24 protein-coding genes are annotated in these 21,782 nt (G+C 67.7%); 14 read left to right on the top strand and 10 right to left on the bottom strand.

Annotated features, from left to right (window positions below; all coding sequences use genetic code 11):
- The first annotated feature begins 147 nt into the window (after positions 1 to 147).
- Positions 148 to 1,197, top strand: coding sequence for a ribonucleotide-diphosphate reductase subunit beta (locus tag AC1RKE_RS13540; protein WP_054764531.1), 1,050 nt, complete (start codon positions 148 to 150; stop codon positions 1,195 to 1,197).
- A gap of 6 nt (positions 1,198 to 1,203) precedes the next feature.
- On the opposite strand, the gene AC1RKE_RS13535 is transcribed toward AC1RKE_RS13540, so the two are convergent.
- On the bottom strand, positions 1,204 to 1,698 hold the full coding sequence (locus AC1RKE_RS13535; RefSeq protein ID WP_348683324.1) for a hypothetical protein: 495 nt from the start codon (positions 1,696 to 1,698) through the stop codon (positions 1,204 to 1,206).
- Between the two features lie 152 nt (positions 1,699 to 1,850).
- On the opposite strand from AC1RKE_RS13535, the gene AC1RKE_RS13530 reads away from it, so the two are divergent.
- The gene (locus AC1RKE_RS13530; protein ID WP_007390203.1) at positions 1,851 to 2,114 is read left to right on the top strand and encodes a hypothetical protein; all 264 of its coding nucleotides are present in this window, start codon (positions 1,851 to 1,853) and stop codon (positions 2,112 to 2,114) included.
- Between the two features lie 3 nt (positions 2,115 to 2,117).
- Here the strand turns inward: AC1RKE_RS13530 and AC1RKE_RS13525 are convergent, their stop codons facing one another.
- Together AC1RKE_RS13525 and AC1RKE_RS13520 are read right to left on the bottom strand one after the other, a co-directional pair.
- Positions 2,118 to 3,590, bottom strand: coding sequence for a sensor histidine kinase (locus AC1RKE_RS13525; RefSeq protein ID WP_152949349.1), 1,473 nt, complete (start codon positions 3,588 to 3,590; stop codon positions 2,118 to 2,120).
- Positions 3,587 to 4,348 (bottom strand): TVP38/TMEM64 family protein, encoded by a 762-nt coding sequence (locus AC1RKE_RS13520; RefSeq protein WP_348683325.1) that lies wholly within the window; start codon positions 4,346 to 4,348, stop codon positions 3,587 to 3,589. Before AC1RKE_RS13520 ends, AC1RKE_RS13525 begins: the two co-directional genes overlap by 4 nt.
- A gap of 126 nt (positions 4,349 to 4,474) precedes the next feature.
- Between AC1RKE_RS13520 and rpmH the strand changes: the two genes are divergently transcribed.
- Genes rpmH through yihA form a run of 4 tightly spaced genes read left to right on the top strand, consistent with a single transcriptional unit; the run spans position 4,475 to position 7,502 of the window.
- Positions 4,475 to 4,609: a 50S ribosomal protein L34 gene (gene rpmH, locus AC1RKE_RS13515; RefSeq protein ID WP_003164000.1), complete on the top strand. Its 135-nt coding sequence runs from the start codon at positions 4,475 to 4,477 to the stop codon at positions 4,607 to 4,609.
- Between the two features lie 30 nt (positions 4,610 to 4,639).
- Positions 4,640 to 5,056 (top strand): ribonuclease P protein component, encoded by a 417-nt coding sequence (rnpA, locus tag AC1RKE_RS13510; RefSeq protein WP_054764534.1) that lies wholly within the window; start codon positions 4,640 to 4,642, stop codon positions 5,054 to 5,056.
- On the top strand, positions 5,053 to 6,852 hold the full coding sequence (gene yidC / locus AC1RKE_RS13505) for a membrane protein insertase YidC (RefSeq protein WP_348683327.1): 1,800 nt from the start codon (positions 5,053 to 5,055) through the stop codon (positions 6,850 to 6,852). The genes rnpA and yidC overlap by 4 nt, the downstream gene beginning before the upstream one ends.
- Complete coding sequence (gene yihA, locus AC1RKE_RS13500; RefSeq protein WP_336968836.1) at positions 6,849 to 7,502, top strand: ribosome biogenesis GTP-binding protein YihA/YsxC; 654 nt, start codon at positions 6,849 to 6,851, stop codon at positions 7,500 to 7,502. The genes yidC and yihA overlap by 4 nt, the downstream gene beginning before the upstream one ends.
- Before the next feature lie 9 nt (positions 7,503 to 7,511).
- On the opposite strand, the gene hemW is transcribed toward yihA, so the two are convergent.
- Positions 7,512 to 8,684 carry a radical SAM family heme chaperone HemW gene (gene hemW, locus AC1RKE_RS13495; RefSeq protein ID WP_348683329.1) on the bottom strand — a complete coding sequence of 391 codons (1,173 nt, stop codon included), beginning with the start codon at positions 8,682 to 8,684 and terminating at the stop codon, positions 7,512 to 7,514.
- On the bottom strand, positions 8,677 to 9,294 hold the full coding sequence (rdgB, locus tag AC1RKE_RS13490) for an RdgB/HAM1 family non-canonical purine NTP pyrophosphatase (protein ID WP_348683330.1): 618 nt from the start codon (positions 9,292 to 9,294) through the stop codon (positions 8,677 to 8,679). Before rdgB ends, hemW begins: the two co-directional genes overlap by 8 nt.
- Before the next feature lie 463 nt (positions 9,295 to 9,757).
- On the opposite strand from rdgB, the gene AC1RKE_RS13485 reads away from it, so the two are divergent.
- The 3 genes from AC1RKE_RS13485 to AC1RKE_RS13475 are packed head-to-tail and all read left to right on the top strand — an operon-like array spanning position 9,758 to position 11,240.
- Positions 9,758 to 10,369 (top strand): DUF2975 domain-containing protein, encoded by a 612-nt coding sequence (locus AC1RKE_RS13485; RefSeq protein ID WP_287397742.1) that lies wholly within the window; start codon positions 9,758 to 9,760, stop codon positions 10,367 to 10,369.
- 23 nt (positions 10,370 to 10,392) lie between these two features.
- A complete protein-coding gene (locus AC1RKE_RS13480) occupies positions 10,393 to 10,632 on the top strand; it encodes a helix-turn-helix domain-containing protein (protein ID WP_182714542.1) in 240 nt (79 codons plus the stop codon).
- Positions 10,629 to 11,240 carry a Smr/MutS family protein gene (locus tag AC1RKE_RS13475; RefSeq protein ID WP_348683332.1) on the top strand — a complete coding sequence of 204 codons (612 nt, stop codon included), beginning with the start codon at positions 10,629 to 10,631 and terminating at the stop codon, positions 11,238 to 11,240. The genes AC1RKE_RS13480 and AC1RKE_RS13475 overlap by 4 nt, the downstream gene beginning before the upstream one ends.
- A 431-nt stretch (positions 11,241 to 11,671) precedes the next feature.
- Here AC1RKE_RS13475 and AC1RKE_RS13470 read toward each other — a convergent pair whose 3' ends face one another.
- Positions 11,672 to 12,313, bottom strand: a complete 642-nt coding sequence (locus AC1RKE_RS13470) for a TetR/AcrR family transcriptional regulator (RefSeq protein ID WP_054764542.1) — start codon at positions 12,311 to 12,313, stop codon at positions 11,672 to 11,674.
- Between the two features lie 203 nt (positions 12,314 to 12,516).
- Complete coding sequence (locus tag AC1RKE_RS13465; RefSeq protein WP_348682996.1) at positions 12,517 to 14,352, bottom strand: cation:proton antiporter domain-containing protein; 1,836 nt, start codon at positions 14,350 to 14,352, stop codon at positions 12,517 to 12,519.
- A 155-nt stretch (positions 14,353 to 14,507) separates the two neighbouring features.
- Between AC1RKE_RS13465 and AC1RKE_RS13460 the strand changes: the two genes are divergently transcribed.
- Positions 14,508 to 16,628, top strand: a complete 2,121-nt coding sequence (locus tag AC1RKE_RS13460) for a M13 family metallopeptidase (RefSeq protein ID WP_054764544.1) — start codon at positions 14,508 to 14,510, stop codon at positions 16,626 to 16,628.
- A 370-nt stretch (positions 16,629 to 16,998) separates the two neighbouring features.
- On the opposite strand, the gene hisS is transcribed toward AC1RKE_RS13460, so the two are convergent.
- Positions 16,999 to 18,486 (bottom strand): histidine--tRNA ligase, encoded by a 1,488-nt coding sequence (hisS, locus tag AC1RKE_RS13455; protein WP_183216173.1) that lies wholly within the window; start codon positions 18,484 to 18,486, stop codon positions 16,999 to 17,001.
- A gap of 151 nt (positions 18,487 to 18,637) precedes the next feature.
- Here hisS and AC1RKE_RS13450 point away from each other — a divergent pair, with 151 nt between their 5' ends.
- Positions 18,638 to 18,841, top strand: a complete 204-nt coding sequence (locus AC1RKE_RS13450; RefSeq protein ID WP_152951046.1) for a hypothetical protein — start codon at positions 18,638 to 18,640, stop codon at positions 18,839 to 18,841.
- Positions 18,838 to 19,419, top strand: a complete 582-nt coding sequence (locus AC1RKE_RS13445) for a peptidase S14 (RefSeq protein WP_152949359.1) — start codon at positions 18,838 to 18,840, stop codon at positions 19,417 to 19,419. Before AC1RKE_RS13450 ends, AC1RKE_RS13445 begins: the two co-directional genes overlap by 4 nt.
- 10 nt (positions 19,420 to 19,429) lie before the next feature.
- Here the strand turns inward: AC1RKE_RS13445 and hslV are convergent, their stop codons facing one another.
- Positions 19,430 to 19,984: an ATP-dependent protease subunit HslV gene (gene hslV / locus AC1RKE_RS13440; protein WP_152949360.1), complete on the bottom strand. Its 555-nt coding sequence runs from the start codon at positions 19,982 to 19,984 to the stop codon at positions 19,430 to 19,432.
- A 237-nt stretch (positions 19,985 to 20,221) separates the two neighbouring features.
- Between hslV and AC1RKE_RS13435 the strand changes: the two genes are divergently transcribed.
- Positions 20,222 to 20,641, top strand: coding sequence for a BLUF domain-containing protein (locus AC1RKE_RS13435; protein WP_152949361.1), 420 nt, complete (start codon positions 20,222 to 20,224; stop codon positions 20,639 to 20,641).
- A gap of 51 nt (positions 20,642 to 20,692) precedes the next feature.
- The gene (locus tag AC1RKE_RS13430) at positions 20,693 to 21,430 is read left to right on the top strand and encodes a HesA/MoeB/ThiF family protein (protein WP_054764549.1); all 738 of its coding nucleotides are present in this window, start codon (positions 20,693 to 20,695) and stop codon (positions 21,428 to 21,430) included.
- A 10-nt stretch (positions 21,431 to 21,440) separates the two neighbouring features.
- Here the strand turns inward: AC1RKE_RS13430 and AC1RKE_RS13425 are convergent, their stop codons facing one another.
- The gene (locus AC1RKE_RS13425; RefSeq protein WP_054764550.1) at positions 21,441 to 21,692 is read right to left on the bottom strand and encodes a hypothetical protein; all 252 of its coding nucleotides are present in this window, start codon (positions 21,690 to 21,692) and stop codon (positions 21,441 to 21,443) included.
- Positions 21,693 to 21,782: the final 90 nt, after the last annotated feature.

Raw genomic sequence — 21,782 nt, 5'->3', positions numbered from 1 at the left:
GCCGTCCCCAGCTTCTTAACCGCCGCACACAAGATGTAGCGGTAGGACAAAATGTGATCGCAACATAGATGATTTCCGACTTGGCGCCGGGCGCGCTGAGTCGCATGGTGCTGGCCTCTCCGGAATCGCTCTCTCAGGTCCAGTTCGATGAACGCCATCACCCCGATCATCCGCCCCGACCGCGCCGGTCTTCTGACGCCCTCCGTGGCCTACAAGCCCTTCCGCTATCCGTGGGCCTTCGACATGTGGAAGAAGCAGCAGCAGGTCCACTGGATGCCCGAAGAGGTGCCGCTGGGCGAGGACGTCAAGGACTGGGCCTCGACCCTGAACGACAATGAACGCAATCTGCTGACCCAGATCTTCCGCTTCTTCACCCAGGCGGACATCGAGGTTCAGGACAACTACATGGAACGCTACGGCCGGGTGTTCAAACCGACCGAGGTGAAGATGATGCTGGCCGCCTTCGGCAATATGGAGACCATCCATATCGCGGCCTACGCCCTGCTGCTCGAGACCATCGGCATGCCCGAGAGCGAGTTCGGCGCCTTCATGGAATATGAGGCCATGCGGGACAAGCACGACTATATGGGCCAGTTCGGCGTGGATTCGGACGCCGACATCTGCCGGACCCTGGCCATGTTCGGCGGCTTCTCCGAAGGGGTTCAGCTGTTCGCCTCCTTCGCCATGCTGATGAACTTCCCGCGCATGAACAAGATGAAGGGGATGGGCCAGATCGTCTCCTGGTCGGTGCGCGACGAGAGCCTGCACTGCGAGGGCATCATCAAGCTCTATCACGCCTTCAACAAGGAGACGGGCGCCGTCACCCAGGCCGTGGCCGACGACATCGTCGACTGCTGCAAGACGGTGGTGAAGATGGAGGACAAGTTCATCGACCTGGCCTTCGAAATGGGCGCGGTCGAGGGCATGACCCCCGACGACATCAAACAGTACATCCGCTTCATCGCCGACTGGCGCCTGCGTCAGCTGAAGCTGCCCGAGGTCTATGGGGTCAAGGAAAACCCGCTGCCCTGGCTGCAGGCCCTGCTGTCGGGCGTCGAACACGCCAACTTCTTCGAGGCCCGCGCCACCGAATATTCGAAGGCGGCGACGCAAGGCAGCTGGCACGGCGCCGACGGCGTCTGGACCGAGTTCGACCGGATGATGGCCCGGCGCGACATGAGCCTGGTCGCCGGCTGATCCGGTTCAGGGCTGCGGCCTTACCCAGGCGGGTCGGGCCGTGCAGGCCTCGCGGAAGCCCGACTGGCACAGGCGCACCTGTTCGCGCCAGGCGGCGTAGTCGCGGTCGTACTGCTCCTGGGCCGCCCGCGTCGCCTCGGCGGCCGCCCGCGCCTCCTCCTCGATCCGCCGGATCTCGATCTGGCGCCGGGCCACGGCGGCGTCATACTCCAGCCGAGCGGCCTCGTCGGCCTTGTCGGCCAGGGCGTTCTGGGCGGCGATCTCGGCGTTCAGGGCGCGGGTGGTGCGCAGTTCCTCCTCGGTCTGTTTGGAGTCATCGGCCCGGTGATAGGCCTCGCCCCGCGCCCGCTCGAGCGCCTCGCGCGCCTTGGGGTCGTTGGGATCGGGCAGGACACGCTGATCGCCATAGGGGTCCGACGCCTGCTGGGCGGCCGCCGAAAGGGGCGCCGCGGCGGCTGTCGCCGCCAGCAGGGCGGACATCAGGGACGTGCGAATGGTCATGGACATCTCCTGGTTCAGACCCTGTCGGCCAACCTTGGCCGTAAAGGGCGGTTGCGGCAACAACGCTGTCATGACGAAAAGGTGGCGCCCGGCCGCGCTTCGCGTCATGGTTCCCCTCTCCACTGACGCACAATCGACGCCGAGCCGCCTTCATGATCCTGAGCACCTCGTCCGGAGACTTCCCCATTCCCGCCGATGTGGCGCGTCAACTGCCCAACGTCCCGGCCCTGCCGGACCCGGCCGCCCCCAACGCCCGTCTGCAGATCGAGGACTTCCGCCATTGGCTGGACGCCTCGCCCGAACACGCCATCAGCTATGAACGCCTGCGTCGCTGGCACCTGGTGCAGGAGGAGCTGGCGGCCCAGGCCAAGGCCGCTGACCGACCCTTCGTCGTCACCGACGACGGGCTGGAATAGCTGTCAGGCGGGCAGCCGCAGCTCGAACACCGCCCCGCTTCCGTCGCCGGGAACCAGTCTCAGCTCGCCGCCGTGCAGGGCCGCCAGTTCGCGCGATATGGTCAGGCCCAGGCCCGATCCGTCCGAACTCTTGGAGCTGACGAAGGGTTCGAACAGACGTTCGGCCAGGCGCGGCGGAATGCCAGGCCCGTCGTCGGCGATGCGGACGACGCAGACCCCGTCCTGACCGAAGGCGCTGACGGTGACGGCCCCCTTGCCGCGCCGCTCGGCGGGTCGGCCGGGATCGGCCTCGATCGCCTGGCGGGCGTTGCGCATCAGATTGACCAGGATGCGGTACAGCTGATCCGGATCGGCCTCGACCGCGAACCGGGCGGGCACCTGTTTGATCAGCCGCACCCCCTCCGGCTCCAGGCCGGCGTCCTCGGCCGCCAGGGTCAGGGCCTTGGTCAGGACCACGCGCGTCTTCTGGGGCGCGGGCTCCTCGCTGCGGCCGTATTCCAGCACATTGCGCGACAGGCTTGCGGCCCGGCTCAGCGCCCGCTCCAGCCGGGGCAGGGCCTTGGCCACCTGGGGGTCGGCCGAGGTCGCCAGCCGCTCCGACGCCATCTGGGCCGAGGTCAGCATGTTGCGCAGGTCGTGGTTGATCTTGGCCACCGCCTCGCCCAGGGCCACCAGACGGGCGCGGGAGCGCAGGGACTGGCGCACCTCCTCCTGCATCCGGGCCAGTTCGCGCTCGACCCGGCCGATCTCGTCATGCCGGTCCGACGGGGTCTCGGCCTCGCTCTCGGGATCGGCGGCGAACCGCTCCATCGAGCGGGTGACGCGCTGGAGCGGCCGCAGCACCAGAAGCGCCAGACCGCCGTACAGCAGGGCGCCCGCCGTCAGGGACACCAGCAGACTGACCAGCAGACTGTTCAGAAGGAAGGCCTTCAGCTCCAGTTTCAACGGCTGGGCCGGGGTGACGATCTCGATGAAGTCGCCGGAGCGATAGCGGGGCTTGGCCTGGACCCGCAGCGACCGGTCCGGATGGCCGAATAGGGTGCGCCAGGGGTCGGTCAGCCGCGCCCAGCTGTTCTGTTGACGCAGGTCGATCAGCTCCGGTGCGCGCGGCAGATTGGGGGCCTGGAGCAGCAGCCGCCGCACCCCCTGTTCGGTCAGGGCCACGGCCTGGACCCCGCCGATCCGCATCAACTCGGCCGCCGTATCGTCCTCCACCGCGCTGTAGGGCAGGGCCTCCACCCCGACCGAGGCCAGTTCGGCCGCCTGGAGCCGGTCGCGCAGCCAGCGCTCGTGGAAGGCGGCCAGGTTCGGTCCCATGATCAGGGCCTCCACCGCCAGGGTGAAGGCGAAGGTCAGCAGCAGCAGCCGCGCCGACAGGCCGTCCGGCGCCCGGGGCCGCAGCCGTTCGCGCCAGGTCTCCGCCGTCTGGGGCGACAGCTTCAGCGCCGTCGCGAGCCGATCGAACAGGGGGATCATGCCGGGGCCGCCCCTCCCTGGCTTCGGGCGCGTCGGGCGCGGATCATCTGGACCAGTTTGATGCCGATCGGCAGCAGCAGGGACAGGAAGGCCACCCCCATCAGCGGCCAGAAGAACTGATGCAGAAGCATGGGCAGGTCCGGCTGCACCCCGGCCCGCAGCAGGTCGCCCAGCTGCGATCCGATCCAGGTGTAGATGAAGGTGGACGGCAACAGGCCGATGAAGGTCGCGACCACATAGGGGCGCAGCGGCACCGCCATCATGCCCGCCGTGGCGTTGACCAGGACGAAGGGGACGCTGGGGATGACGCGCAGGGTGAACAGGGTGGTGAAGGCGTTGCGGTCGATCCCCTTGGCCAGCCGGTCCATGAAGCCGGCGTCCGCCTCGAACTTGGCGCGCAGCCAGGTTCCGATCGAGGTGCGATAGACCATATAGATCACGACCGAGCCGAGGGTCGCTCCGCTGGCCTGGGCCAGGGCGCCGACATAGGGGCCGAACATCATCCCGCCCAGCAGGGTCAGAAAGACCGGCCCCGGAATGGTGGAGGCGGTGGCGACGGCGTAGACGGCGATGAAGGCGACCAGGGCGGTCCACCAATGGGCCTGGGCGTAGGCCTGCAGGTTCAGCCCATGCTCGCGGATCAGGTCCATCGACAGATAGCGATTCCAGCCCAGGGCGAAGAAGGCGGCCACCAGGCCGACGATGACCGCCAGCGGGGTCAACCGCAGGGCCCAGTCCTTCGCCGTTCGTTTCGCCATACGCGCTTCAATCCCGAATTGCCGGTCGAGCGTTGACTCGCGCGACCATGCGACTTATACGCCCGCCCTTCCTGCGGCGGACGCCTTTCGCCCCGTCGCCCAACCTTTTAACGTCAGGAGCCGACCGTGAAGCGGACCTATCAGCCGTCGCGACTCGTGCGCAAGCGCCGTCACGGCTTCCGCAGCCGGATGGCCACCAAGAACGGCCAGAAGATCGTTGCGCGCCGTCGCGCCAAGGGCCGCAAGCGCCTGACGGCGTAAGCGGCTCTCGCGTCCGAAAGCCAAGGACGCATGAGCGACCCTTTACAGATCAAGCGTCTGTTGCGGCGGCCCCAGTTCCTGGCGGCCGCCAAAGGCGTTTCCGAGGCGCGCGGCGGGGTGGTGATCCAGAGGCTGGATCGCGGCGACGGTTCGCCGCACGTCGGCCTGGGCTTCACCGCCACGCGCAAGATCGGCGGGGCGGTGGTCAGGAACCGCGCCAAACGCCGCCTGCGCGAGGCCGCGCGGGCCATGCTGCCCCAATATGGCGTGCCCGGTAGCGACTATGTCTTCATCGCCCGCATGGGCACCACCGAGCGGGCGTGGGACCGTCTGCTTGACGATGTGAAATCGACGCTTACAAGGCTGGCGACACCGAGAAACGATCGGGGGGCCGACCGGCCTTCGCCCGCCCCCGCCCCCTCCGGCCAGGACCGCCCGAATCCATGAAAAACGAGAACTCGCGCAACACGATCCTCTTCATCGTGTGCTCGGCCCTGATCCTGGGGGTCTACTGGTTCGCCGTGCTGCGGCCCCAGGCCGAGCGCCGCGCCGTCCAGCAGCAGGCCCAGGCCGAACAGTCCCAGACGGCCGAGAACGCCGCCCGCACGGCCTTGAGCCCCCAGGGGACGACCTTCGTCACCGATCGCCGCCAGGCGCTGAGCACCGCCGCGCGCGTGCCGATCCACTCCGGCACCCTGAAGGGGTCGCTGTCGCTTCAGGGCGGTCGGATCGACGACCTGTTCCTGACCGACTACAAGGAGGTCCAGGACAAGCCTGAGCCGGTCGAACTGTTCCGCCCCCAGGGGATGCAGAACGCCTATTTCGCCCAGTTCGGCTGGACCGGTCCCAATGTGACCGGCGGCGTCCCTGGCCCCAACACCGTCTGGCGTCTGACCGCCGGTTCGACCCTGACCCCGACCAGCCCGGTCACCCTGACCTGGGACAATGGGCAAGGTCTGCGCTTCACCCGCGTGGTCTCGGTCGATGACCGCTACGTCTTCTCGATCAAGGACACGGTCCAGAACCTGGGAACCCAGGCCATCACCATCGCCCCCTACGGCAGCGTCCAGCGCCAGGGCGTCCCGCCCCTGGCCGGTTCGTCCCACATCGTCCACGAAGGCGCCATCGGCGCCTTCGGCAAGCCGGGCGAGTACCGGACCGAGCAGAAGAAGTACAAGGACTGGCTGAAGGAGCCGCGGATCGAGAACGCCTCGATCGGCGGCTGGCTGGGCATCACCGACAAATACTGGCTGGCGGCCCTGCTGCCGCAGCAGGACGAGGCGGTCGAAACCGAATTCCGGGTCCGCGAGGTTCCGGGCGGCCAGCCGCAGCTGGAAGCCAACGTCCTGGGCGCGACCCGCACCATCCAGCCCGGCGGAACCGCCACCGAGACCCAGCGCCTGTTCGCCGGCGTCAAGCGGGCCGAGGTGCTGAAGACCTATGAGACCAACCTCAACCTGCCGCGCTTCGTCTATGCGATCGACTGGGGCATGTTCTGGTTCCTGACGCGCCCGATCTTCTGGATCCTTGAGAACGTCTACGGCCTGGTCGGCAGCTTCGGCGTCGCCATCCTGGCCCTGACCGTCATCGTCAAGCTGGTCATGTTCCCCCTGGCCAACAACGCCTACGCCTCGATGTCCAAGATGCGGAACCTCCAGCCCAAGATGGAGGAGATCAAGAAGAAGTTCAAAGACGATCCGCAGAAGCAGCAGCAGGAGACCATGGCCCTGTACCAGAAGGAGAAGATCAATCCGGTCGCCGGCTGTCTTCCGCTTCTGCTCCAGATCCCGGTCTTCTACGCCCTGTACAAGGTGCTGACGGTCACCATCGAAATGCGCCACCAGCCCTTCCTGGGCTTCATCCACGACCTGTCGGCGCGTGACCCCTCGGTGGTGTGGAACCTGTTCGGCCTGATCCCTTGGGATCCGGCGACCCTGCCCCTGCTGGGCGGGCTGTTGGTCGGGCCTCTGGGCATCGGTCTGCTGGCGGTCGCCTATGGTCTCACCATGTGGCTGCAGACGGCGATGAACCCGCCGGCGGCCGATCCGGTCCAGCGCCAGATCTTCCAGTTCATGCCCCTGGTCTTCACCTTCATCATGGCGCCCTTTGCGGCGGGCCTGCTGGTCTATTGGGCCTGGTCGAACATCCTGACCATCCTGCAGCAGTACGTCATCATGCACCGCTACAAGGCCGAAAATCCGATCGACGACTTCATCGCCCGCTTTAAGAAAAAGCCCGCGTGATCGAGGAAACCGACTTCAGCCCTGAAGAGATCGAGGCCGCGCGGATTCTGTTCGCGCGGCCGGCGACCTTCGTCATGGGGGCGGCCAAGATCGAGCAACTGCCCGATCCCGACCTGCCGGAGATCGCCTTTGCGGGCCGCTCCAACGTCGGCAAGTCCAGCCTGATCAACGGCCTGGTCGGCATGCACAAGCTCGCCAGAGCCTCCAACGAGCCGGGCCGCACGCGCGAGGTCAACTTCTTTGATCTGGACGGCCGGCTGCGCCTGGTCGACCTGCCCGGCTACGGCTGGGCCAAGGCGTCCAAGACCACGGTCAAGAAGTTCCAGGACCTGGGGCGCGACTATCTGCGCGGCCGGGTGACGCTGAAGCGGGTCTATCTGCTGATCGACAGCCGCCACGGCCTGAAGTCGGTGGATACGGAGGCGCTGGACGCCCTGGATCTCGCCGCCGTCTCCTATCAGATCGTCCTGACCAAGGCCGACAAGCTGAAGAAGGGCGAGGGCGAGCGGATGCAGGAGGCCACGCTGAAGGCCATTTCCAAACGCCCCGCCGCCTTCCCCGTGGTGGCCCTGACCTCCTCCGAAAAGGGGCTGGGCCTGCCTGAGCTGCGGGCCGAGATTATGCGCACCACCGGCGCGACCCTGGACTGAGGCGCGGCGTCAGGTCAGCAGGGCCTTCAGCACTCCGTCCAGAACCGGCCGCCCGCGCGGGGTGGCGACCAGCCGCCCGCCCGTGACCGTCAGAAAGCCGTCGGCGATCAGGTCCGCGGTCGGTTCCGCCTCGGGCGACAGGCCCAGGTCCCCCAATACGCCGACCGGCGCCCCCTCCACCGTCCTCAACCCCAGCAGCAGCCGCTCCTCCGCCGCCCCGGCGGCGTCCAGCCGTTCGACCTCGGCCCAGGGGGCGCCCGCCTGCACCCCTGCCGCATAGTCGCCGATGCGGCGATGGGCGACGGTTGCGGTGCGAACGCCGTCCAGGGTCAGTCGCCCATGCGCCCCCGGCCCCAGGCCCAGATAGTCCCCGCCGCGCCAGACATGCAGATTATGGGCCGACCGGGCCGCCACGCCCCGCGCATGGTTGGACACCTCATAGGCGTCGAAACCGGCGGCCTCCAGCACGGTCTGGGTGGTCTCGTACAGGGCCGCAGCCTGGTCCTCGTCCGGCGGAACCAGGGTTCCGCGCGCCAGGGCCCGGCCGAAGGCCGTCGTCGGCTCGAGCGTCAGCTGATAGGGCGAGACGTGCTCGAACCCCATGTTCAGGGCCGCGCCCAGCTCCGTCGCCCAGTCGGCGGGCGTCTGGCCCGGCCGGGCGTAGATCAGGTCGATGGACAGCCGGTCAAAGGCGCGTCCGGCCAGGGCGATCGCGCGTCGCGCCTCGGCCGCCGAATGGTCGCGCCCCAGAAACCGTAGGGCGGCGTCGTCCAGGGCCTGCACCCCCATGGACAGCCGATTGATCCCGGCCTGGGCCAGGGCGTCGAACCGGGCCGCCTCCGCATCGGTCGGATTGGCCTCCAGCGAAATCTCGATCGGTCCTGACGGCGGGAATAGGTCGCGGGCCTGGTCGATGATCCGCGCCACCGCCTCCGGCGCCATCAGCGACGGCGTCCCCCCGCCGAAGAAGACCGAGGCCAGCCGACGCGGCCCGATCAGGGCGCGCTGGCCCCGCAGATCGGCCAGGATCGCCTCGACCAGCCGCCCCTGTTCCTCGACCCGCCCCCGGTCGCGCACCACGTTGAAGTCGCAATAGGGGCAGATGCGCGCACAATAGGGCCAGTGGACATAGAGGCCGACGTCTGATCCCGGATCGACCCAGGTCTGGGCGGGCTCAGTCAATCAGGGCGGCTCTCAGCTTGGCGAAGGCGCGGGTGCGGTGGCTGATCGCCTCCTTGGCCGCAGGCTCCATCTCCCCGAAGGTCAGGCCGCTTGCGTCATCAGGCGCCTCGTCCGGAATGAAGATCGGATCATAGCCGAAGCCCCGGTCGCCGCGCGGCGGAAAGCTCAACCGCCCCCGCACCACTCCCTCGACCACCACGCTGGGCCCGTCAGGCCAGGCCACCGCCAGGGCCGAGGTGAACCAGGCGCTCATGTCCGCAGCCTGGATCTCCTCCAGCCTTTCCTCGACCTTCTTCATCGCCACGGCGAAATCCTTGCCCGGCCCGGCCCAGCGGGCGGAATAGATCCCCGGCGCCCCGTCCAGGGCCGCGACCGATAGGCCCGAATCGTCGGCCAAGGCGACCTCGCCCGACCGATCGGCCGCATGGCGCGCCTTCAGCAGGGCGTTGCCGGCGAAGGTGGTCTCGGTCTCCTCGGGTTCAGGCAGATTCAGCTGCCCCGCCGTGAGGATCTCGTAATCTTCGCCCAGCAGGGCGGCGATCTCGGGGACCTTGCCCGGATTGTGGGTGGCGAGGACGATCCGCATCCCCTTGAAAAGCTTGAGACTCATTGCCGATCACAGTCCTGAAACAGTCTATTGCCAAAGTTTAATATCGTTAAACGATATGTAACGTGATTTTCCGCAGGACACGGCCTATCTATTGATCGTCGGGAACGAGGCCGCAACGTTCAAGGCGCCGGAAAAAACCGGCATGATCATGCGGAAAAAACACAAAACGGGCGATGATCGCCCAACAGGAAAAACGGAGACACATTATGCATACGATGAACCTCTCGCTGCTGCTGGACAAGGTCGGCGCCGCCTTCGTCAACACGGTTCTGATCGCCGCCCTGCCGACCGCCCTGGTCGCCATCCTGGTCCAAGCCTTCTGATCCTCCTCAAGTCCAGTCCTTATCGATCACGAGAGCTTTGACGACCTTGACGAAGATCGCGATGTATAGGGCTGCGTGCGGGTTCGCCGGACCCCGCGCAGCCGCCGCGTCCTTCCTTCCGGCCTGAGCACCGATCAACCATGCGCCTGCCCCTGCCCCATCTGCTGAAGCGAGGCGAGGGGCGCACGCCGCAGCGGTGGGCCCCGATCACCGCCCCGTTTCGCGCCCTGGGACCGGGTTCGGTCTCCAGCGTGCTGAAGGTGGCCCTGGACGTGGCCTATGTCCTGCTCTGGCTGGTCACCGGCCTTCTTCTTCTGCTGCTGATCGCGGCCGTCTTCATCCCGCTGGACAATGTGAACATCACCGTCAGCGGCGAGACCGGCGGCCGCCAACTGCCCCTGACCCGGCTGCTTCTGCTGTTCGGCCTGGGGGCGGCCACCGCCTATTTCGGCGGCTTCATGCTGATTCTTCGCAGCCTGCGCCTCATCTTCCGTACTCTGATCATGGGCGACCCCTTTCATCCGGCCAATGTGCGCCGCCTGCGCCAGATCGGCCTGATCCTGGCCCTGGTCACCGGCGGGGTCTGGCTGGCCCAGGGCGTCGTCGCCGCCCGCCTGGCGCCCGGCGTCATGGACCCCCAGGGGCTGGGCGAACTCCTGACCCCGGTGTTTTCCGTCCTGATCGTCTTCGTCCTTGCGGAGGTCTTTCGCGAGGGCGCGCGCCTGCGCCGCGAATCCGAACTGACGATCTGAACCGTTTCCGCTAGGACTTCCCCATGGCCATCCGCGTCCAGCTTGATCGCGTCCTTGTCGAACGCCGCATGTCGCTGACCGAGCTGGCCGACCGGGTGGGGGTCACGGTGGCCAATCTGTCGGTCCTGAAGACGGGCAAGGCGCGGGCGGTGCGGTTTTCCACCCTGGACGCCCTGTGTCGTGAACTGAACTGCCAGCCGGGCGATCTCCTCATCCATGAACCCGGCCCCGCCGACCCGACCGAGGACGACGAAGCGGCATGAGGCGCAAGGGTTCCGGCCGGGACGAGAACGGCCTGACGCCCGAGGACCGTCGCATCTGGAACCGCATCACCGGCACGGTCTCGACGCCCCGAACGCGCAAGGCCGCGAGGGTCACGCCCGGCGCCGAGGCGCCGGCCCATCTGATCGCCCCGATCCCGGACCACCCTCTGTCGCGCGCGGAAAAGCCCCCGGCCAAGACCTCTCCCGCGCGGTTCGCCCGCACCGAACCGACGTCCGAGCCGCGCTCCCCGGTTCGCCCCGCGCCCTCTCGCCTCCGGCCCGCGCCTGAGGATCTGGAGCCCCGCCGCAAACAGCGGCTGTCGCGCGAGCGCGATCCGATCGAGGCCCGGATCGACCTGCACGGCTTCGGCCGGTTCGAGGCCGAGGACCAGCTGCGGGCCTTTCTGACCGGCTGCCAGGCGCGCGGCCTGCGGGCGGTCCTGGTCATCACCGGCCAAGGGCGGCTGGGCGGCGGGATCATCCGCGCCTCCTTCGCCGAATGGATGCAGTCGCCGGCCCTGCGCGGCGTGGTCTCGGGCTTCACCTCGGCCCATCGGCGCCACGGCGGCGACGGCGCCTTCTACGTCACCCTGAAACGCCGCGGCTGAGGGTCGATCCTCGCAAGTTCAAAGACAAGGTCCTGGCTTTTCAAGGGACAGGCTCTCACGGGCGGCCTCGACCCGGCGCCCTTTGAAACCGTGTTAGGCTTGCGGCCCGGTCTTTGACATTGTGCGGCTCTGGACGTCTCTCCGCCTCCCGCCGGCGGCCTCGAGGTCCATCGGACGCCCCGCCGGACACCGATCGGACTGTCCGACACGATGCGCCCAAAATCCGCTTTTAAAACAAAGGGCGTCGGACACATCGGACACATCGGACAGTCTTTTTCGATGTCCGAAACCCCGATCGCGGCGTCGGACCGATGGGACTCATCGGACTGTTTTTTCTCGGTCCGATGCGAGGCCCGGCCCCAGACGGACGAAGGCCCGCCGGCGACGGGCGCGGGCGGGCCTGAAGGGCGCTCTGAAAAGGGAAAGGCGGCCTATTTGGCCGACAGGGCCCCGGCCAGGATGACGTCGATCTGCTTGCCCATATGGTCCGACAGGGCGGCTGCGTCCCATTCGTCATAGGCGGCGCGGCGATAGTTGGACAGATAGGCGTCCCAGATCAGCTCGACCAACAGGCGCAGATCGGCGTCCTGGCGCAGCTCGCCCTTGGCGACCGCCTCCTGAAGAATATCGCCGATGGTCAGCAGCAGCTTCTTGGTCGCGGCCCGGGCGCGCATCTCGGCCGCCAGGGGCTGGAACCAGGATCGGGCGACGATGGCCTGGAACAGGGGCAGATGCTCCAGCGACGAATGATAGCCGGCGCTCAGCGCGCCCAGCAGACGCTGGCGGACCGGCTCGCCCTCGGGCGCCCCGGCCTCGACCACCTCGGCCAGGCGCGACATGTCCTCGGTCAGGACCGCCTCGAACAGCTCGGCCTTGTCCTGGAAGTTGGCGAAGACCGCGCCGGTCGACATGCCCGCGCCCTTGGCGATGTCGCGGATGGTGGCGGGTTCATAGCCCCGCTCAGCGAACAGGGAGCGGGCGGCGTCCAAAACCTTCTGGCGGGTCCGCACCTTGGCCGCCTGACGACGGTTCAGGCGGGGCGCAGCTTCGGTCGATAGGGCGGATTCGGTCATGAAATCAGGTTGAACTCTACGCAATTTCGGATGCGCCTAGGCGGTCCGAGTTGACTTTGGGTGAAGCGCCTTGAGCTGACGAGAGAGGCGTTGCGGCCCGGACCTCGTCATCGGCGCGATACTGAGGGACGGCTTGCATCACGGAACCATGACGAAAATGGGTCGGCCGATTTTTCTCCTGTGAGGCGAGAGAATATTCAAGGTTAACTTTCAAGCTTGGCTGTATTGATTTGGGACATTCTCAACGCGCGGGTGGTTCTACTGCGTCCTCCTGCGGGCATGGCGGCCTGGAAGGCTCTGCGGAATTGTTCGCGCTTCTCATGGATGGAGACCAGGACGCGGCCCATGGGCACGCCCAGATCGACCAGGGTGTTCTCAGCCAGCTGCAAACTGGCCTCGGTCGTCTCCGGCACGGCGTCCGTAACCCCCAGGGCGTAAAGGCGCGCCGCATGCTGATCGTCGCGCGCTCGGGCGATCAGGATCAGATCCTCGCGCAGGGCGCGGGCCGCCGTCACCACCTCATCGACCTTGCCCGGCGCGTCCATGGTGACGATCAGGGCGCGGGTGGTCTGAACCCCGCAATGGGACAGCATCTCGGGCCGACCGGCGTCGCCGTAGAAGACGTCGAACCCGTCCCGACGCCCCGCCGCCACGGCCGCGGCGTCCGTGTCCAGGGCGATGAAGGGCTGGTCGTGCGCCTTCAGCAATTCGCCGATCAGGCGGCCGACGCGGCCGAAGCCGACGACGATCACCGCCCCGTCCGCCTGTTCCGGCGGCGCGGCGCCCTCGGGCGTGGTCGGGCGGTCGGGGGCCTTGGTGCGCGACAGCCTCTGGCCCAGCAGGGCCAAAAGCGGGATGGAGAAGATGCTCAGGGTCGCCGACAGGGCCACTGTGCTGGTCAGGGCGGGCGGGGCGATCCCCTCCACCATGCCGGTGGCGAAGACGACGAAGGCGAACTCGCCCGCCGGCGCCAGCACCAGGGCCGTCTCCAGGGCGGGCCGGGCGCCCATGCCCCACAGCCGGGCCAGGGCGAAGATGACGCCGGTCTTGACCACTGTGACGGCCAGGGCCAGGCCGAACAGCAGGACCGGATCGGCCGCCACCGCGCCCAGGTCCAGCCCCAGCCCAACCCCGACGAAGAAGACCCCCAGCAACAGGCCCTTGAAGGGTTCGATCGACACCTCGACCTCGCGCCGGAACTCGGTCTCGGCCAGCAGCACCCCGGCGACCAGGGCGCCGATGCTCATCGACAGGCCGACCGACTGGGCCGCCAGGCCCGCGCCCACCACCACCAGCAGGCTGGCGGCGACGAACAGCTCCCCGCCCTGGGCCGCCTTGCGCGCCCGCGCCACCGACCGGAACATGGGCCGCAGCACCACCCGGCCCAGCAGCACCAGAAGGCCCAGGCCCATCGCCGCCGGGACCAGGGTGAACAGGGCGCGGCCCAGGACGGCGGGGTCCAGCGTTCCCCCGCCCTGGGCCAGGGCCGCCATCACGCTGACGGTGATCAGAATGGGGGCCACGGCCAGGTCCTGAGCCAGGAGGACGGCGAAGGTGGATCGGCCGACACTGGTCTTCAACCGTCCGCCCTCGGCCAGAACCGGCATCACCACCGCCGTCGACGACAGGGCCAGGCCCATGCCCAGGACGGCCGCGCTGACCAGGCTTTGGCCGAGCAGCATGAACAGGCCCGCCAGCACCAGGGTGCAGGCCGCCACCTGCATCAGCCCCAGGCCGAACACCAGCCGTCGCAGGGCCCGCAGCCGTTCCCACGACAGCTCCAGCCCGATCATGAACAGCAGGAAGGCGACTCCCAGCTCCGACAGCTGGGCCAGCTGGCCGGGGTCGCTGATGGTGAAATAGGACAGCCAGGGCAGCCGGTCGGCGAAGCGCGCCAGGCCGTCGGGGCCCAGCACCACCCCTGCGGCCAGGAAACCCAGGACGGGGCTGATCTTCAGACGATTGACCAGGGGCACCATGACCCCGGCGGCCGCCAGAAACACCACCAGATCCTTATAGTCGCCGCCGTGCGTCTGCATTCGCCCTCCGAGCTCTGCCGGCATGTGACCCGGAACCGGCGCCTGTGGCGAGAGGTCGCGGCGCTTTCATGAACTTTTTTTAAGGCGACAGGCCCCGCGTCGGGTCTAGGGTCCGCTCCGACCCGCCCGTGGGGGGTGGAACCGAGGATAGAGTGATGAAAAGACTGCTTATCGGGGCCGCGGTCGGCGCCCTTCTGCTGCCGGCCGCCGCCCTGGCCCAGGACGTCGATCACGACCACGCCTGCCTGGACGAAACCTGCTCCGTCGTCTCGCTCTTCTCGGGCGAAGAGACCGCGGCGGGCTGGCAGGGAACCCAGGCGCCCAAGTACGGGACCTGGGGCTTCGACATGGCCGGCCGCGACACCTCGGTGAAGCCGGGCGACGACTTCTTCCGCTACGCCAACGGGACCGCGATCGACAAGATCGTCATCCCATCGGACCGCACCAGCTACGGCTCATTCGCCCTGCTGCGCGAACTGTCCGACAACCGGATGAAGGAGCTGGTGCTGGGCCTGGCCGCGCGCACCGATCTGACGCCCGGCTCCGACGAGGCCAAGGTGGCTGACGCCTATCGCTCCTACATCGACGAGGCGCGGATCGAACAGCTGGACGCCCAGCCGCTGCAGCCCTATCTGGCCGCCATCCGCGCCGCCGACAGTCATGAGAAGATGGCCGTCTACATGGGCCAGACGGTCGGCCGTTTCGGCGGCTCCTTCTTCGGCAGCGGCATCACCATCGACGCCAAACAGCCGACGCGCTACGTCGTCTCCACCGGTCAGTCGGGCATCGGCCTGCCGAACCGCGACTATTATCTGGACGCCCGCTACGCCGACAAGAAAGAGAAGTACCAGGCCTATGTCGCCGACATGCTGGGCATGATCGGCTGGGCCAATCCGACCGAGACCGCCGCCCAGATCGTCGCCCTGGAGACCAAGATCGCCGAGGCCCACTGGAGCCCGGTCGAGAACCGCAACCGCGACCGCACCTACAACGAATACACCATCGCTCGCTTGGCTGAAGACGCGCCGGGCTTCGCCTGGCAGTCCTATTTCGACGCGGCCAAGCTGGGCGGCGTTCCGCGCCTGATCGTGCGTCAGGACACGGCCATGCCCAAGATCGCGGCCATCTACGCCGAGACGCCGGTCGAACTGCTCCAGGCCTGGGAAGCCTTCCACACCGCCGACGACATGGCGCCCCTGCTGTCCAAGCGGTTCTCGGACGCCCAGTGGGGCTTCCGCGCCCGCGACCTGTCGGGCCAGCCCGAGCAGCGCACCCGCGAGAAGCGGGCCATCTCCTTCGCCGAGGGTTCGCTGGGCGAGGCGACGGGCCGGCTCTATGTCGCCCAGTACTTCCCGGCCGAATCCAAGGCCAAGATGGAAGAGCTGGTCGCAAATCTGCGCACGGCCCTGTCGCACCGGATCGACAACCTGACCTGGATGGGCGACGAGACCAAGGCGGCCGCGCAGGAGAAGCTGCGCAAATTCACCGTCAAGATCGGCTATCCCGACAAGTGGCGCGACTATTCGGGTCTCGAGATCCGCGCCGACGACCTGGTCGGCAACGCCGAGCGTCGCGGCCTGTTCGAATGGAACTACGATCTGGCCCGCCTGGACGAGCCGGTCGACAAGTCCGAGTGGGGCATGACCCCCCAGACGGTCAACGCCTACTATAACTCGGCCAATAACGAGATCGTCTTCCCGGCCGCCATCCTGCAGCCGCCCTTCTTCGATCCGAACGGCGATCCGGCGGTCAACTACGGCGGCATCGGCGGGGTGATCGGCCACGAGATCGGCCACGGCTTCGACGACCAGGGCTCCAAGTCCGACGGCGACGGCGTGCTGCGCAACTGGTGGACGGCCGAGGACAAGGCCAATTTCGAAGCCCTGACCGCCCGTCTGGGCGCCCAGTACGCCACCTATGAGCCGATCGCCGGCTATAAGATCAATCCGGGCCTGACGATGGGCGAGAACATCGGCGACGCCTCGGGCGTGGCCGTGGGTCTTGAAGCCTATCACCTGTCGCTGAACGGCCAGCCGGCCCCGGTGCTGGACGGCACGACCGGCGACCAGCGCTTCTTCTACGGCTGGGCCCAGGTCTGGCAGTCGAAATATCGCGACGAGGCCCTGAAGCAGCAGGTCGCCACCGATCCCCACTCGGCCGCCCAGTTCCGGGTCATCGGCCCGCTGCGCAACGTCGACGCCTGGTACGACGCCTTCGACGTCCAGCCGGGGACGAAATACTATCTGACGCCGGAAGAGCGCGTCCGCATCTGGTAGGTCGCCGGATCGCAAAACGGGAAAAGGCCGGGGTTCGCCCCGGCCTTTTTTCATGAGCCCTTGGACACATCAGACTGAAAATTGGTCGATGGCCGCGACAGTTTCTGCAAATTTTCGATGTCGGCCTGGACTCCAGACGCGAAAAAGCCCGCTGCGGGGGATACATCGCAGCGGGCTTTCGCGCTCTTTAAAGAGCGGACGTTTCCTCCCCGAAACGCCTTCGAGTGCTGCGCGCTTGAGCAACGCTTGCCCTCGAGTGAGTTCATTTGACGCAACCCCGCCGAGGTCGTCAACGGGCTTCTGGGACGGAATCGAACTTTCTTCGACTTATCGTCGATAACTCACCCTGCTCAGAGTTATTTATCGAAGCTTATTCGATAATGGCTCGAAGGGCGCCGACCAGTGCCGTTCGGGCGACACGCATCTGCCCCGGCCGTTGCGCCTTCCAGGCGTCATTGTCGGCGATGGCGGCGGCGGCGGCGCGCCCGGCGTCCAGGTCCTTGATCGTGACCTCGCCGGCGGCGATCTCGTCCCCGCCCAGGATGACGACCGCAGGCGATCCGCGGCGGTCGGCGTATTTCATCTGGGCCTTCATCCCGGCCCGTCCCAGATAGAGTTCGGCCGCGATCCCCGCGCCGCGCAGTTCGGCGACGGCCGTCAGATAGTGGGCCATGTCCTCTTCAGAGAAGACGATGACCACGACCGGCCCGCGCACGGCGTCCTCCGCGCCGCGTCCGGCCGCGCGCAGGGCGGAGGCGAGGCGCGAGACCCCGAAGGAGAAGCCGGTCGCCGGGGTGCTCTGGCCGGTGAAGCGCGCGACCAGGTCGTCATAGCGGCCGCCGCCGCCGATGGAGCCGAATCGCACCGGCCGCCCCTTGTCGTCGGTCGTCTCCAGCAACAGCTCCGCCTCGAAGACGGCGCCGGTGTAATACTCAAGGCCCCGCACGATGGTGGGGTCGAACTTCACGGCGTTCTGGCCCACCGACATGGCGTTCAGCGCCCGGTCGATCGCCGCCAGTTCGCTCAGCGCCGCATCGCCCGCCGCCCCCAGGTCGCCGGACCGGGCTACGGCCTCCAAGGTCGCCGCTCGGGACAGGCCGGGCGTGTTGGCGGACGCCAGGAAGGCCTCGATTGCGCCCGTGACCTTTGCGGGCAGCCGCGCGCCCTTGGTGTAGTCGCCGGACTCGTCCAGTCGCCCTTCGCCCAGCAGCTGAACCACGCCTTCCCAGCCCAGCCGGTCGAACTTGTCGATGGCGCGCAGGGCCGTCAGCCTCTGGCCGGCCTCGGTCACGCCCCCCGCGTCGAACAGGCCGTCGAACAGTTTTCTGTTTGAGACGCGGATCTGGGCCTGGCCCGCGTCCAGGCCGGCGGCGCCCAGGCCTTCGCAGGCCATGGCGATGATCTCGGCGTCGGCCTCGGGCCGGTCCGAGCCGACGGTGTCGGCGTCGCACTGCCAGAACTCGCGGAACCGGCCCGGACCCGGCTTTTCGTTTCGCCACACCGGCCCATAGGCGTAGCGGCGGAACGGCTTGGGCAGGGTCTCCCAGGTCTGGGCGGCGAACCGGGCCAGGGGGGCGGTGTGGTCGTAACGCAGGGCCATCCATTCGCCCGGCTCGTCCGAACCCGCATCGTCCTGAAGGGCGAACACCCCCTCATTGGGCCGGTCGGCGTCAGGCAGGAACTTGCCCAGGGCGTCGGCGTATTCGAAGGCCGGCGTCTCCAGCGGCTCGAAGCCCCAGCGCTCATAGACTTCCGACACGCGCGCCACGATGCGGCGTTCGGCGGTCAGGTCGCGGCCGCGCTTGTCGGCGAAGCCGCGTGGATTGCGGGCGAGGGGGCGAGGAGGGGCGTCGGTCATGCCGGGCGCTTAAGCCAAGGGGCGGCGCGGCGCAAATGGTCCGGCGCCGCGCTGCGCCGCCCTGTTCGCCTCAGTCTGTGCAATGTACTGACCCTAAAGGAAAAACGCCTACACAGTGGGAACAGGCGTCGGTCGTCGCCGTTTCAGCGCCATGATCCCCCACGCCCTCGTCTTCACGCGGACCTGCAGAACCTCCGACCGGCGGACCATCCGGTGGTATGAGTGCGAACTGATCGACGACCAGGGCGCGCGCCGTCTGCGAAACCGGGCCTTCTTCTCGCTGGATGAGGCCAAGTCCTGGGCCTCGTCCGAAGGCTATCCGGTGGACGACGCCGACATCCAGGACGCGCGATGATCGGCGCCGCCCCCTCGGGTCCGCTCGACGCCTCGGCCTTCGACACCCCGCGCATCCTTCTGGCCGGCGCCGTAGACTACGCCATGTACGACCGGTTCCGCGACCGACTGACCCAGGCGCCCGACAGCGGCCTGGTGGTGATCGAACTGTCCACCCTGGGCGGCGATCCGGAGGTGGCGCGAATGATGGGCGAGGACGTGCGGTTTCAGAGCGACATCAACCCGGCGCGCCGTCTGGTCTTTCTGGGCAAGGCCGCCATCTATTCGGCCGGCGCGACCTTCATGAGCTTTTTTGCGGTGGAAAACCGCTATCTGACGCGCGGCGCTCGGGTGATGATCCATGAGCGAAAGATGGACAAGACGCTCCACATCGCCGGGCCGCTGACCACCTGCATCGCCTCGGTCAAGGCGATGCTGAACGAACTTGAGCACTCCATCGCCATCCAGAACGAAGGGTTCGAGAACCTGGTGCGCGGCAGCGCCGTCACCATGGACGAGGTGCTTCGGCGCGCGCCGGAGAACTGGTACATCGAGGCTCAGGAGGCGAAGGCCCTCGGCCTGGTCGCCGGCGTGCTGTGACCCCGCGGCGTCAGTCCCCCAGGGTCTCCACCGTCAGATTGCCGTTGGTGTAGACGCAGATTTCGGCGGCGATCTTCATGGCCTTGCGGGCGATCGCCTCGGCGTCCAGATCGGTTTCCTCGATCAGGGCGCGGGCCGCCGACAGGGCGTAGTTGCCGCCCGAACCGACGGCCGCGACCCCATGCTCCGGCTCCAGCACGTCGCCCACGCCGGTGACGGTGAAGATCGACGTCTTGTCCGCCACCAGCAGCATGGCCTCCAGCCGCCGCAGATAGCGGTCTGTGCGCCAGTCCTTGGCCAGATCGACGCAGGCCCGGGCGAGCTGGTCCGGGTACTGCTCCAGCTTGGCCTCCAGGCGTTCGATCAGGGTGAAGGCGTCGGCCGTCGCCCCGGCGAACCCCGCCAGAACCTTGCCGCCGGCCAGGGTCCGCACCTTTCGCGCCGCGCCCTTGACGATGGTCGGTCCCATCGAGACCTGACCGTCGCCGGCGATCACCGTGCGGCCGTTCTTGCGAACCGCCAGTATCGTGGTGCCGTGCCAGTCGGGAAAATTGGATTGGGTCATGGTCCGCAGATGGAGCGGCGGCCCGTCGCGATCAAGCCTCGCTCGCCTGTTGAGGGGTGTGTCACATTTCCTTGGCCTTACCTGGCTACCGCAGAGGTTCCGGCGTCCGTCAGCCTTAACCTAAGCGAGAGCGGCGCCGGCCGCAGTGTGCGATGGGTCGAACCAAGGGGGCTTCGTTAACCCTCTCGCTCCTAGAGCCTTTTTCGTCGGTCGAGTTGTTAAGCGTATGAGTACCCTATGAGTTTGTTTCGCATCTTCTATGTCAGCGACGCCGTGGGCGACGCGGGCGCGGGGCTTCTGCCCTTGATCGACATCATCGGGGCCTCGGATCGGAACAATCGGCGCGACCACGTGACCGGTTTCCTGCTGCGGCATCAGGACCGATTCTTCCAGCTGCTGGAAGGCGGGCGGGTTGATCTGGAGCGGTTGATGGGCCGGCTGGCGGCCGACCGCCGTCATCAGAATATTCGGGTCCTGGTCGATACGCCGGTGGACCGGCGTCTCTTTCCGCAATGGGCCATGGCCCAGATCGACCCCCTGCCCAGTCTTGAACCGATCTTGACCCGTTTGGCCGGGACGCGGCTCCTGTCGGAAGTGACCTTCGAAGTGGATCAGGTGATCGCCGACGCCCGTCTGGCCCTCGATGGGACGCGCTGACGGGGCCGCACGCGCCATTCCACCGCCCTCGCCGACGGTCTAGAGACGGGCATGGCCTTTTCTGACGATGAAGTCGAACGCTACGCCCGCCATCTGGTGCTGGCCGAGGTCGGAGGGCCGGGGCAGCAGGCGCTGAAGCGCGCCCGCGTCCTGGTCGTCGGCGCGGGCGGGGTCGGAGCGCCGGCCGCCCTCTATCTGGCGGCGGCGGGCGTCGGGACGTTGGGCCTGATCGACGACGACGTCGTGGCCCTGTCCAATCTTCAGCGTCAGATCCTTTTCGCCACCGCCGACGTGGGTCGGGCCAAGGTGGAGGCGGCGCGGGACCGATTGGCCGGCCTCAATCCGCATGTCGCGATCCAGACCTTCGCCGAACGTCTGACGCCCGAAAACGCAGCGCGCCTGATCGCCGACTTCGATCTGGTTCTGGACGGGACCGACGACTTCGCCACGCGCCATACGGTCAACGCCGCCTGTGTGGCGGCGGGCAAGCCCCTGGTCTCGGGCGCCCTGGGTCGGTGGAGCGGTCAGGTGGGGGTGTTTGCGGGTCGGCCCTGCTATCAGTGCCTGACGCCCGAGGTTCCGCCGGATGCGGAGACCTGCGCGCGCGTGGGGGTCGTCGGCGCCCTGGCGGGGGTGATCGGTTCGATGGCCGCCCTGGAGACGATCAAATGGATCGTAGGCGCGGGCCAGAGCCTTCAGGGGCGGCTGCTGATCTATGACGGCCTGGCGGGAACGGCGCGAACGGTGCGGATCGCGCCTGATCCCGCATGCCCGGTCTGCGGCGGCTGATTTGTCCGACTCAGGCGGCGGTTTCGAACCGCACGTCGTCCAGGGCCAACTCGGGCAGGGGAGCGGCGAAGCCCAGGGCAGGATTGCTGAGCACCGTCACCAGCCGCTCGCCGCAATAGAGGCAAAGAGTTTCGAATCCCGGCCAAGTCGCCGCCACATCGGCCAGGGCCCGGTCGGCGGCGCGATCGTCCTCGGCCTTCAGAACGCAGATGTCACGCACCGGAACACCCGGCAGGTTGACGATACAATAGTAGGAGTCCAACGCACGCTTCCCTTACAGGCCGCCGAAACGATCCCTGATCGCGGCGGTTCCTCCAGTGATCGGCGTTTTCGACAGGGGTGTGAGGCCCCC

The organism is Brevundimonas sp. GW822-FHT03E11, from assembly GCF_058801445.1.
This window is presented reverse-complemented; position numbering and strand designations above follow the sequence as displayed.

What these genes read in the sequence shown, in the direction of transcription:
- AC1RKE_RS13540 (WP_054764531.1), top strand. Translation starts at nt 148, where the DNA reads ATGAACGCCATCACCCCGATCATCCGCCCCGACCGCGCCGGTCTTCTG.
- AC1RKE_RS13535 (WP_348683324.1), bottom strand. Translation starts at nt 1,698, where the DNA reads ATGACCATTCGCACGTCCCTGATGTCCGCCCTGCTGGCGGCGACAGCC.
- AC1RKE_RS13530 (WP_007390203.1), top strand. Translation starts at nt 1,851, where the DNA reads ATGATCCTGAGCACCTCGTCCGGAGACTTCCCCATTCCCGCCGATGTG.
- AC1RKE_RS13525 (WP_152949349.1), bottom strand. Translation starts at nt 3,590, where the DNA reads ATGATCCCCCTGTTCGATCGGCTCGCGACGGCGCTGAAGCTGTCGCCC.
- AC1RKE_RS13520 (WP_348683325.1), bottom strand. Translation starts at nt 4,348, where the DNA reads ATGGCGAAACGAACGGCGAAGGACTGGGCCCTGCGGTTGACCCCGCTG.
- rnpA (WP_054764534.1), top strand. Translation starts at nt 4,640, where the DNA reads ATGAGCGACCCTTTACAGATCAAGCGTCTGTTGCGGCGGCCCCAGTTC.
- yidC (WP_348683327.1), top strand. Translation starts at nt 5,053, where the DNA reads ATGAAAAACGAGAACTCGCGCAACACGATCCTCTTCATCGTGTGCTCG.
- rdgB (WP_348683330.1), bottom strand. Translation starts at nt 9,294, where the DNA reads ATGAGTCTCAAGCTTTTCAAGGGGATGCGGATCGTCCTCGCCACCCAC.
- AC1RKE_RS13485 (WP_287397742.1), top strand. Translation starts at nt 9,758, where the DNA reads ATGCGCCTGCCCCTGCCCCATCTGCTGAAGCGAGGCGAGGGGCGCACG.
- AC1RKE_RS13480 (WP_182714542.1), top strand. Translation starts at nt 10,393, where the DNA reads ATGGCCATCCGCGTCCAGCTTGATCGCGTCCTTGTCGAACGCCGCATG.
- AC1RKE_RS13475 (WP_348683332.1), top strand. Translation starts at nt 10,629, where the DNA reads ATGAGGCGCAAGGGTTCCGGCCGGGACGAGAACGGCCTGACGCCCGAG.
- AC1RKE_RS13470 (WP_054764542.1), bottom strand. Translation starts at nt 12,313, where the DNA reads ATGACCGAATCCGCCCTATCGACCGAAGCTGCGCCCCGCCTGAACCGT.
- AC1RKE_RS13465 (WP_348682996.1), bottom strand. Translation starts at nt 14,352, where the DNA reads ATGCAGACGCACGGCGGCGACTATAAGGATCTGGTGGTGTTTCTGGCG.
- AC1RKE_RS13460 (WP_054764544.1), top strand. Translation starts at nt 14,508, where the DNA reads ATGAAAAGACTGCTTATCGGGGCCGCGGTCGGCGCCCTTCTGCTGCCG.
- hisS (WP_183216173.1), bottom strand. Translation starts at nt 18,486, where the DNA reads ATGACCGACGCCCCTCCTCGCCCCCTCGCCCGCAATCCACGCGGCTTC.
- AC1RKE_RS13450 (WP_152951046.1), top strand. Translation starts at nt 18,638, where the DNA reads ATGATCCCCCACGCCCTCGTCTTCACGCGGACCTGCAGAACCTCCGAC.
- AC1RKE_RS13445 (WP_152949359.1), top strand. Translation starts at nt 18,838, where the DNA reads ATGATCGGCGCCGCCCCCTCGGGTCCGCTCGACGCCTCGGCCTTCGAC.
- hslV (WP_152949360.1), bottom strand. Translation starts at nt 19,984, where the DNA reads ATGACCCAATCCAATTTTCCCGACTGGCACGGCACCACGATACTGGCG.
- AC1RKE_RS13435 (WP_152949361.1), top strand. Translation starts at nt 20,222, where the DNA reads ATGAGTTTGTTTCGCATCTTCTATGTCAGCGACGCCGTGGGCGACGCG.
- AC1RKE_RS13430 (WP_054764549.1), top strand. Translation starts at nt 20,693, where the DNA reads ATGGCCTTTTCTGACGATGAAGTCGAACGCTACGCCCGCCATCTGGTG.